This is a genomic window from Nocardiopsis suaedae (genome assembly GCF_027706745.1).
Lineage (GTDB): Bacteria > Actinomycetota > Actinomycetes > Streptosporangiales > Streptosporangiaceae > Nocardiopsis_A > Nocardiopsis_A suaedae.
In genome coordinates this window covers 22,381-29,940 of record NZ_JAQFWP010000077.1, presented here as the reverse complement: position 1 = coordinate 29,940, position 7,560 = coordinate 22,381, and the positions used below count along the sequence as shown (strand labels likewise).

At 73.2% G+C, this 7,560-nt stretch carries 5 protein-coding genes; 1 reads left to right on the top strand and 4 read right to left on the bottom strand.

Features of this window, described 5'->3' with window-relative positions; all coding sequences use genetic code 11:
* Positions 1-194: 194 nt before the first annotated feature.
* Positions 195-1,952 carry an aspartate--tRNA ligase gene (gene aspS / locus O4U47_RS27490; protein ID WP_270680880.1) on the bottom strand — a complete coding sequence of 586 codons (1,758 nt, stop codon included), beginning with the start codon at positions 1,950-1,952 and terminating at the stop codon, positions 195-197.
* Between the two features lie 264 nt (positions 1,953-2,216).
* Positions 2,217-2,900, bottom strand: coding sequence for an MBL fold metallo-hydrolase (locus O4U47_RS27485; RefSeq protein WP_270680879.1), 684 nt, complete (start codon positions 2,898-2,900; stop codon positions 2,217-2,219).
* A gap of 387 nt (positions 2,901-3,287) precedes the next feature.
* Here O4U47_RS27485 and O4U47_RS27480 point away from each other — a divergent pair, with 387 nt between their 5' ends.
* Positions 3,288-4,520, top strand: coding sequence for a DUF349 domain-containing protein (locus tag O4U47_RS27480; RefSeq protein WP_270680878.1), 1,233 nt, complete (start codon positions 3,288-3,290; stop codon positions 4,518-4,520).
* Positions 4,521-4,633: 113 nt separating this feature from the next.
* Here O4U47_RS27480 and O4U47_RS27475 read toward each other — a convergent pair whose 3' ends face one another.
* Together O4U47_RS27475 and O4U47_RS27470 are read right to left on the bottom strand one after the other, a co-directional pair.
* Positions 4,634-4,963 (bottom strand): cupin domain-containing protein, encoded by a 330-nt coding sequence (locus tag O4U47_RS27475; protein ID WP_017625764.1) that lies wholly within the window; start codon positions 4,961-4,963, stop codon positions 4,634-4,636.
* A 351-nt stretch (positions 4,964-5,314) separates the two neighbouring features.
* Positions 5,315-7,492: a RelA/SpoT family protein gene (locus tag O4U47_RS27470; protein WP_270680884.1), complete on the bottom strand. Its 2,178-nt coding sequence runs from the start codon at positions 7,490-7,492 to the stop codon at positions 5,315-5,317.
* Positions 7,493-7,560: the final 68 nt, after the last annotated feature.

Below are 7,560 nucleotides of genomic sequence, written 5' to 3'. Positions count from 1 at the left end.
TCGCACCCCGGCCACCCACCGCCCGGCCAGGGCCCGCCAGCGGGGAACCCGCCACTCCGTCCGTTCGCCGTCCTGGCCCAACTCGCATTCGCCGTGCTGCCCCGGCCCAACCCGCACCGGAACACGCGGAAGGCCCGCAGGCGCACACGCCTGCGGGCCTTCCGGAAATGCCGTACCCAGGAGAAAGGAGAGGGTCAGGCCTCCTCGTCCTCCTCCTTCTTCTCCTCCTCGGGGACCGCGTCGATACCGGCCTCCGACCGCTGGGCGGCGGTGATCGGGGTGGGCGCACCGGTCAGCGGGTCGCCGCCGGAGGCCGTCTTCGGGAACGCGATCACCTCGCGGATCGTGTCCTGGCCCGCCAGCAGGGTCAGGATCCGGTCCCACCCGAAGGCGATGCCGCCGTGCGGCGGGGCGCCGTACTTCAGCGCCTCCAGCAGGAACCCGAACTTCGACTCCGCCTCCTGCGTGCCGATGCCCAGCACCGAGAACACCCGCTCCTGCACGTCGGTGCGGTGGATACGGATCGACCCGCCGCCGATCTCCGACCCGTTGCAGACCATGTCGTAGGCGTAGGCCAGGGCGTTGGCCGGGTCCTTGTCGAACTCCTCGGCCCACTCGGGCTTGGGCCCGGTGAAGGGGTGGTGCACCGAGGTCCAGCCGCCCTCGCCGTCCTCCTCGAACATGGGGGCGTCCACCACCCACAGGAACGACCAGGCCGACTCGTCGATCAGCCCCTTGCGGCGGCCGATCTCCAACCGGGCCGCGCCCAGCAGCTCCTGGGAGGTCCGGCGCTCGCCCGCGGCGAAGAACACCGCGTCGCCCGGCACGGCCCCCACCTTGTCGGCCAGGCCCACACGCTCCTCGTCGGACAGGTTCTTGGCCACCGGCCCGGCCAGGGTGCCGTCCTCCTGCACGAGCACGTAGGCCAGCCCCTTGGCGCCGCGCGCCTTGGCCCAGTCCTGCCAGCCGTCGAGCTCCTTGCGTGTCTGCGCCGCCCCGCCCGGCATGACGACCGCCCCGACGTAGGGCGCCTGGAACACCCGGAAGGTGGTCTGCGCGAAGTGGCCGGTCAGCTCGGTCAGCTCCTGGCCGAAGCGCAGGTCCGGCTTGTCGGACCCGTAGCGCGCCATCGCCTCGGCGTAGGGCATCCGCGGCAGCGGCAGCGGGATGTCGTGGCCGAGCACCTCGCTCCACAGCCGGGCGACGAGCTTCTCGCCGACCGCGATGACGTCCTCCTGGTCGACGAAGCTCATCTCCAGGTCGATCTGGGTGAACTCCGGCTGCCGGTCCGCGCGGAAGTCCTCATCGCGGAAGCAGCGCGCGATCTGGTAGTAGCGCTCCATCCCGCCGACCATCAGCAGCTGCTTGAACAGCTGCGGCGACTGCGGCAGCGCGTACCAGTGGCCCGGCTGCAGCCGCACCGGGACCAGGAAGTCGCGGGCGCCCTCCGGGGTGGAGCGAGTCAGGTAGGGCGTCTCGACGTTGACGAACTCCAGCTCGCGCATCACGTCGTGGACGATGTAGGTCGCCTGCGAGCGGGCGCGCAGCGCGGCGGCCGGCTCCGGGCGGCGCATGTCCAGGTAGCGGTAGCGCAGCCGCGCCTCCTCGGAGACCTCCTGCGACCCGTCCAGGGGGAACGGCAGCGGGGCCGAGGTGCTGAGCACCTCGATCGCGTCGGCGACGACCTCGACGCCGCCGGTGGGGATCTCCGGGTTCTCGTTGCCCTCGGGACGCACCCGGACCGCGCCGGTGACCTTCACGCAGTACTCCGAGCGCAGGTCGTGGGCGAGGTCGTCCTCGCGGACCACGACCTGCACGACGCCGGAGGCCTCGCGCAGGTCGAAGAAGACGACGCCGCCGTGGTCGCGGCGCCGGGCCACCCAGCCGGCGAGGACGACGGTCTCACCGGCGTCCGATGCGCGCAGGGCACCGGCGGAAGCGTTGCGGATCAACGGGGTACTCCTTGGACTCGTGCTTGTCGGTGGCGGCCCGACCGGCACCGGCCTCGGGGGGACCGGCCGCCGGGGCGCGGTGCCCCCGGGAGCGGTGCCGGGCGGAAAGGGGCCCCTCCCATCATGCCCGACGCCCGCCCCGGCCGTGGCCCGGTCGCGGCGCCCGGCGCCGGGGCACCAGGGCACGCGCCGCGCAGGTCGGACGGGCGCAGCGGGACGCCGAACGTCAGGGGCGTGCAGGGGCGTGCTCGCGGAACGGCGCGCTCAGCGCGCCGGGATATCGCGCAGGAACGGGTTGGCCGCGCGCTCACGGCCGACCGTGGTGCGCGGCCCGTGCCCCGGCAGTACCTCGGTCGCGTCGGGGCGGCTCAGGCACACCCGCTCCAGGCTGTGCAGGATCGCGCCGTGGTCGCCGCCGGGGAAGTCGGTGCGGCCGATCGACCCCGCGAACAGCAGGTCGCCGGTGAACAGCGCCTCCGGCCCGCCGTCCTCGCCGCCGCCCAGCACGAAGACCACCGACCCCGGGGTGTGGCCGGGCGCGTGCTCGACGCCGATCTCCATCCCGGCCAGGTGCAGCGGCGTGCCGTCCAGCTCGCGCAGGTCCTGCGGCTCGGCGGGGTCGGCGCCGCCGAGCAGCCCGGACAGCTGGGTGGCCAGGACCGGGTCCAGCCCGCGGGCGGGGTCGGTGAGCAGGGCGCGGTCGGCGGGGTGCACGTACGCGGGCACGCCGAACCGGTCGGCGGTCTCGGCGGCCGACCATACGTGGTCGAAGTGGCCGTGGGTGAGGAGCACGGCCTCGGGGGTGAGGCGGTGCCCGGCCAGCACCCGGTCGAGGTCGGCGGCGGCGCTCTGCCCGGGGTCGACGACCACGCACCCGGCCCCCGGGCCCGGGGCGGCCACGTAGCAGTTCGCGGCGAGCGGGCCGGCGGGGAAGGCGTCGATGAGCACGGCGGGCGGCGACCTCGTTTCCTGGGTCCGTGGGCGGGCTGGTCCGGCGGGGGTGCGGCCGGAGGGGTCCAGCCTACCGACGCGGCCGGTGCCCGGGCGAACCGTTATCGGCCGCCGGTTCCCCCGCGCGCCGCCGGTACGGCGCCCGGTGCGTTCGCCTTCATCACCATTCGGTCACCCCCGCCTCCCCCGCCCTTTGCCGATCGGCCCGCGGGTGCCATATTGGTCCACGTCGTTCCGGGTACCGCGGGCCCGCCGCGGAGGCCGCCCCCACCGCGTCGGTAACCGGCACGGCGTAGGGATATCGTGCATAGTCACAGCGGTCAGTGACCGCCGCGACGACCGCGCCCGGCCCGGCGGCTGGGCCCATCAAAGCTGGAGGACACGGTGACCACGGACCCCTGGGGCCGCGTAGACGACGACGGCACGGTCTACGTGCGCACGAGCGAGGGCGAGCGTGTCGTCGGGTCGTGGCAGGCCGGCGCGCCCGAGGAGGCCCTGGCCTTCTTCCGGCGCAAGTACGACGCCCTGGTGACCGAGGTCGAACTGCTGGAGAAGCGGCTGAGCACCACCGACCTGTCCGCCGGGCAGGCCATGTCCAGCATCGACAAGCTGCGCACCGCCGTGCGCGACGCCGCCGCCGTCGGCGACCTGGACGCGCTCATGCGCCGCCTGGACGCGCTGACCGAGCGCGCCGAGCAGCGCAAGGTCGAGCAGAAGCAGGCCCAGGAGCAGGCGCGCAGCGAGGCCCGGGACGTCAAGGAGCGCATCGTCGCCGAGGCCGAGCGGGTGGCCGAGGAGACCACGCACTGGAAGTCCGGCGGTGAGCGGATGCGCCAGCTCATCGACGAGTGGAAGGCGGCCCCGCGCGCCGACCGCGGCACCGAGCAGGCCCTGTGGAAGCGCATGTCGGCGGCGCGCAACGCCTTCTCCAAGCGGCGCAAGGCCTACTTCGCCGGGCTCGACCAGCAGCGCGAGCAGGTGCGCGAGGTCAAGGAGGAGATCGTCGCCGAGGCCGAGGCGCTGGCCGACTCCACCGAGTGGGGCCCCACCTCCGGCCGCTACCGCGAGCTGATGCAGCGGTGGAAGGCCAGCGGCCGGGCGGACCGCGCCAGCGAGGACCGGCTGTGGGCGCGCTTCAAGGCCGCCCAGGACACCTTCTTCCAGGCGCGCAACGCCGTGTTCGCCGAGCGCGACGCCGAGCTGCGGGTCAACGCCGAGGCCAAGGAGAAGATCCTGGAGGAGGCCAAGTCCGAGCTGCCCGGGATCGCCGACCCGCGCGAGGCCCGCGCCCGCCTGCGCGAGTACCAGGAGGCCTGGGAGGAGGCCGGGCCGCTGCCGCGCGACTCCCGGGACCGCCTGGAGGGCGCCTTCCGCAAGATCGAGGAGGAGGTGCGCCGCGCCGAGGACAAGGAGTGGCGCCGCACCAACCCCGAGGCCCGGGCCCGCGCCCAGGCCACGGTCGACCAGCTCCGCGGGTCGCTGGAGGAGCTGCAGGGCCGGTTGGACAAGGCCCGCGCCGCCGGTGACGACCGCCGGGTCCGCGAGGCCGAGGAGGCCATGGAGGCCCGCCGCTCGTGGCTGGAGGAGGCCGAGAAGGCGCTGAACGAGATGAGCTGAGGGGCACGGCCGCTCCGACGGGCCGGGCACCGCACACCGCGGTGCCCGGCCCGTCGCCGTCTCCCGTGTGCGCGCTCCCCTGGGGGCGGGTCACGGCCACCGCATCGCGCCCCTCAGGTCTTGGCGACCGTGAGCAGCACGGCCGAGTCCTCCAGGGCCTCCAGCCCGTGCACGGTGTCGGGCACGATGAGGGCGTCGCCGGTGCGGGCGTCCCACCGGTCGTCCCCTGCGGTCATCCGGACGCGGCCGCGCAGCACCAGCACGGTGGCCTCGCCCGGGTTGGGGTGTTCGGCGAGGGACGATCCGGCGGTCAGGGCGATCAGGGTCTGACGCAGGGTGCGCTCGTGCCCGCCGACGACGGTTTCGGCGCTGCGGCCCGCCGACGAGCCCGCCGCGCGTTCCAGAAGGCGCGAGGCCAGGGCGTCCAGAGAGATCTTGTGCATGTCGGCAGTCTCGCAAGAGGCGGCCCTCCATAGGAGGCGGCGCGCCCCTGGAGTCGCCGTCGTTCCGCGTTTCCGGGCGCGGTCCGTCGGGCTTCTCCGGGCTTCGGGATGCGCGCGGTCCCACGCGCGGGCCGGACGGATGGCGGACCGTCGGCCGCCGTGCGCGCCGACGATGGCGTGGGCCCCTTCGTCGGGCCCCGCGGATCCGTCGCGCCGGTGGTCCTGGCCGATCCGGTCCGGGAGGCACTCATCAGGACGGTCGGCACCGGAGCCGCGCTCAGGGCGCCGACGTGTCCACCGCCCGTCGCCCGCCGGACGGTCACCGCCGGGCCGCGGCCGGGAGCAGGAAGCTCAGTTCTTCAAGCGGTAGACGTCGTAGACCCCGTCCACCCCGCGGACCGCCTTCAGGACGTGGCCGAGGTGGGTCGGGTCGGCCATCTCGAAGGTGAACCGGCTCAGCGCCACCCGGTCGCGGCCGGTCTGCACCGTCGCCGACAGGATGTTGACGTGCTGGTCGGACAGGACCCGGGTGATGTCGGACAGCAGCCGCGCCCGGTCCAGCGCCTCCACCTGCAGGGCGACCAGGAACATGGCGTCGTCGCCGGGCTGCCACTCGACGCTGACCATCCGCTCGGGGTCCAGCGCGCGGGTGTTCACGCAGTCGCTGCGGTGCACCGACACCCCGTTGCCGCGGGTCACGAACCCGACGATGGAGTCCCCGGGGACCGGGGTGCAGCAGCGCGAGAGCCGCACCCACACGTCCGGGTCGCCCTCGACCACGACGCCCGACCCCCCGGCGGGGCGCCCGCGCCGCGGCTTGGCGCGGGTGGGCAGCGCCGACTCGGCGATGTCCTCTTCGGCGCTCTCGATCCCGCCGAGCGAGGCGACCAGCTTCTGCACCACGTTCTGGGCGCCCAGGTGCCCTTCGCCCACCGCGGCGTACAGCGCGTCGACGTCGTTGTAGCGCAGGTCCCGCGCAAGGGCGATGAGCGCCTCGCCGCTGAAGAGCCGCTTGATCGGCAGCTCCTGTTTGCGCATCACCTTGGCGATGGCGTCCTTGCCCTGCTCGATCGCGGCCTCGCGGCGCTCCTTGGTGAACCACTGGCGGATCTTGTTGCGGGCGCGGGCGCTCTTGACGAAGGTGAGCCAGTCCCGGCTGGGCCCGGCGTCGGTCGACTTGGAGGTGAGGATCTCCACCGTCTCGCCGTTGTGCAGCTCGCTCTCCAGCGAGACCAGGCGCCCGTTGACGCGGGCGCCGACGGTGCGGTGGCCGACCTCGGTGTGCACGGCGTAGGCGAAGTCCACCGCGGTGGCGCCCTGCGGCAGGGAGATGACGTCGCCCTGCGGGGTGAAGACGAACACCTCCTGCACCGACAGGTCGAACCGGAGCGACTCCAGGAACTCGCCGGGGTCCTTGGTCTCCTGCTGCCAGTCGATGAGCTGGCGCAGCCAGGCCATGTCCCCGGCGCCCTTGGAGCGGCTCTCCTTGCCGGAGACCCGGTCCTCCTTGTACTTCCAGTGCGCGGCGATGCCGTACTCGGCGCGGCGGTGCATCGCCCGGGTGCGGATCTGCAGCTCGACCGGGTTGCCCGAGGGGCCGATCACGGTGGTGTGCAGCGACTGGTACATGTTGAACTTCGGCATCGCGATGTAGTCCTTGAACCGGCCGGGGACCGGGTTCCACCGCGCGTGGATGGTGCCGAGGGCGGCGTAGCAGTCGCGCACGCTGTCGACGAGCACCCGCACCGCGACGAGGTCGTAGATCTCGTCGAAGCCGCAGTTGCGGGCGATCATCTTCTGGTAGATGGAGTAGTAGTGCTTCGGGCGGCCGCGCACGGTCGCCTTGATCCGCGCCTCGCGCAGGTCGGCCGAGACGGCCTCGATGACGTCCTGCAGGTACAGGTCGCGGCGGGGGGCGCGCTCGGAGACCAGCCGGGCGATCTCGTCGAAGCGCTTGGGGTACATGGTCGCGAACGCCAGGTCCTCCAGCTCCCACTTGATCGTGTTCATGCCCAGGCGGTGGGCGAGCGGGGCGTAGATCTCCAGCGTCTCGCGGGCCTTCTTCTCCCGCTTGTGCTGCGGCAGGTAGCGCAGCGTGCGCATGTTGTGCAGCCGGTCGCACAGCTTGATGACCAGCACCTTGATGTCGCGGGCCATGGCCACGACCATCTTGCGCACCGTCTCGGCCTCGGTGGCCTCGCCATATTTGACCTTGTCCAGCTTGGTGACGCCGTCGACGAGCTCGGCGATCTCGTCGCCGAAGTCGGAGCGGAGCTGGTCCAGGGTGTAGGGGGTGTCCTCGACCGTGTCGTGCAGCAGCGCGGCGGCCAGGGTGGGCTCCTGCATGCCCAGCTCGGCCAGGATGGTGGCCACGGCGAGCGGGTGGGTGATGTAGGGGTCGCCGCTCTTGCGCTTCTGGTCCCGGTGGTAGTGCGCGGCCACGTCGTAGGCGCGCTCGATCAGCCGCACGTCGACCTTGGGATGGGTCGCGCGGACGGTCTTGATCAGTGGTTCGAGTACCGGGTTCATGGTCACACCCCGCTGTGCGCCGAGGCGCGCGAGTCTGCGGCGGACGCGCACGCCCGAGGACGGGTGGG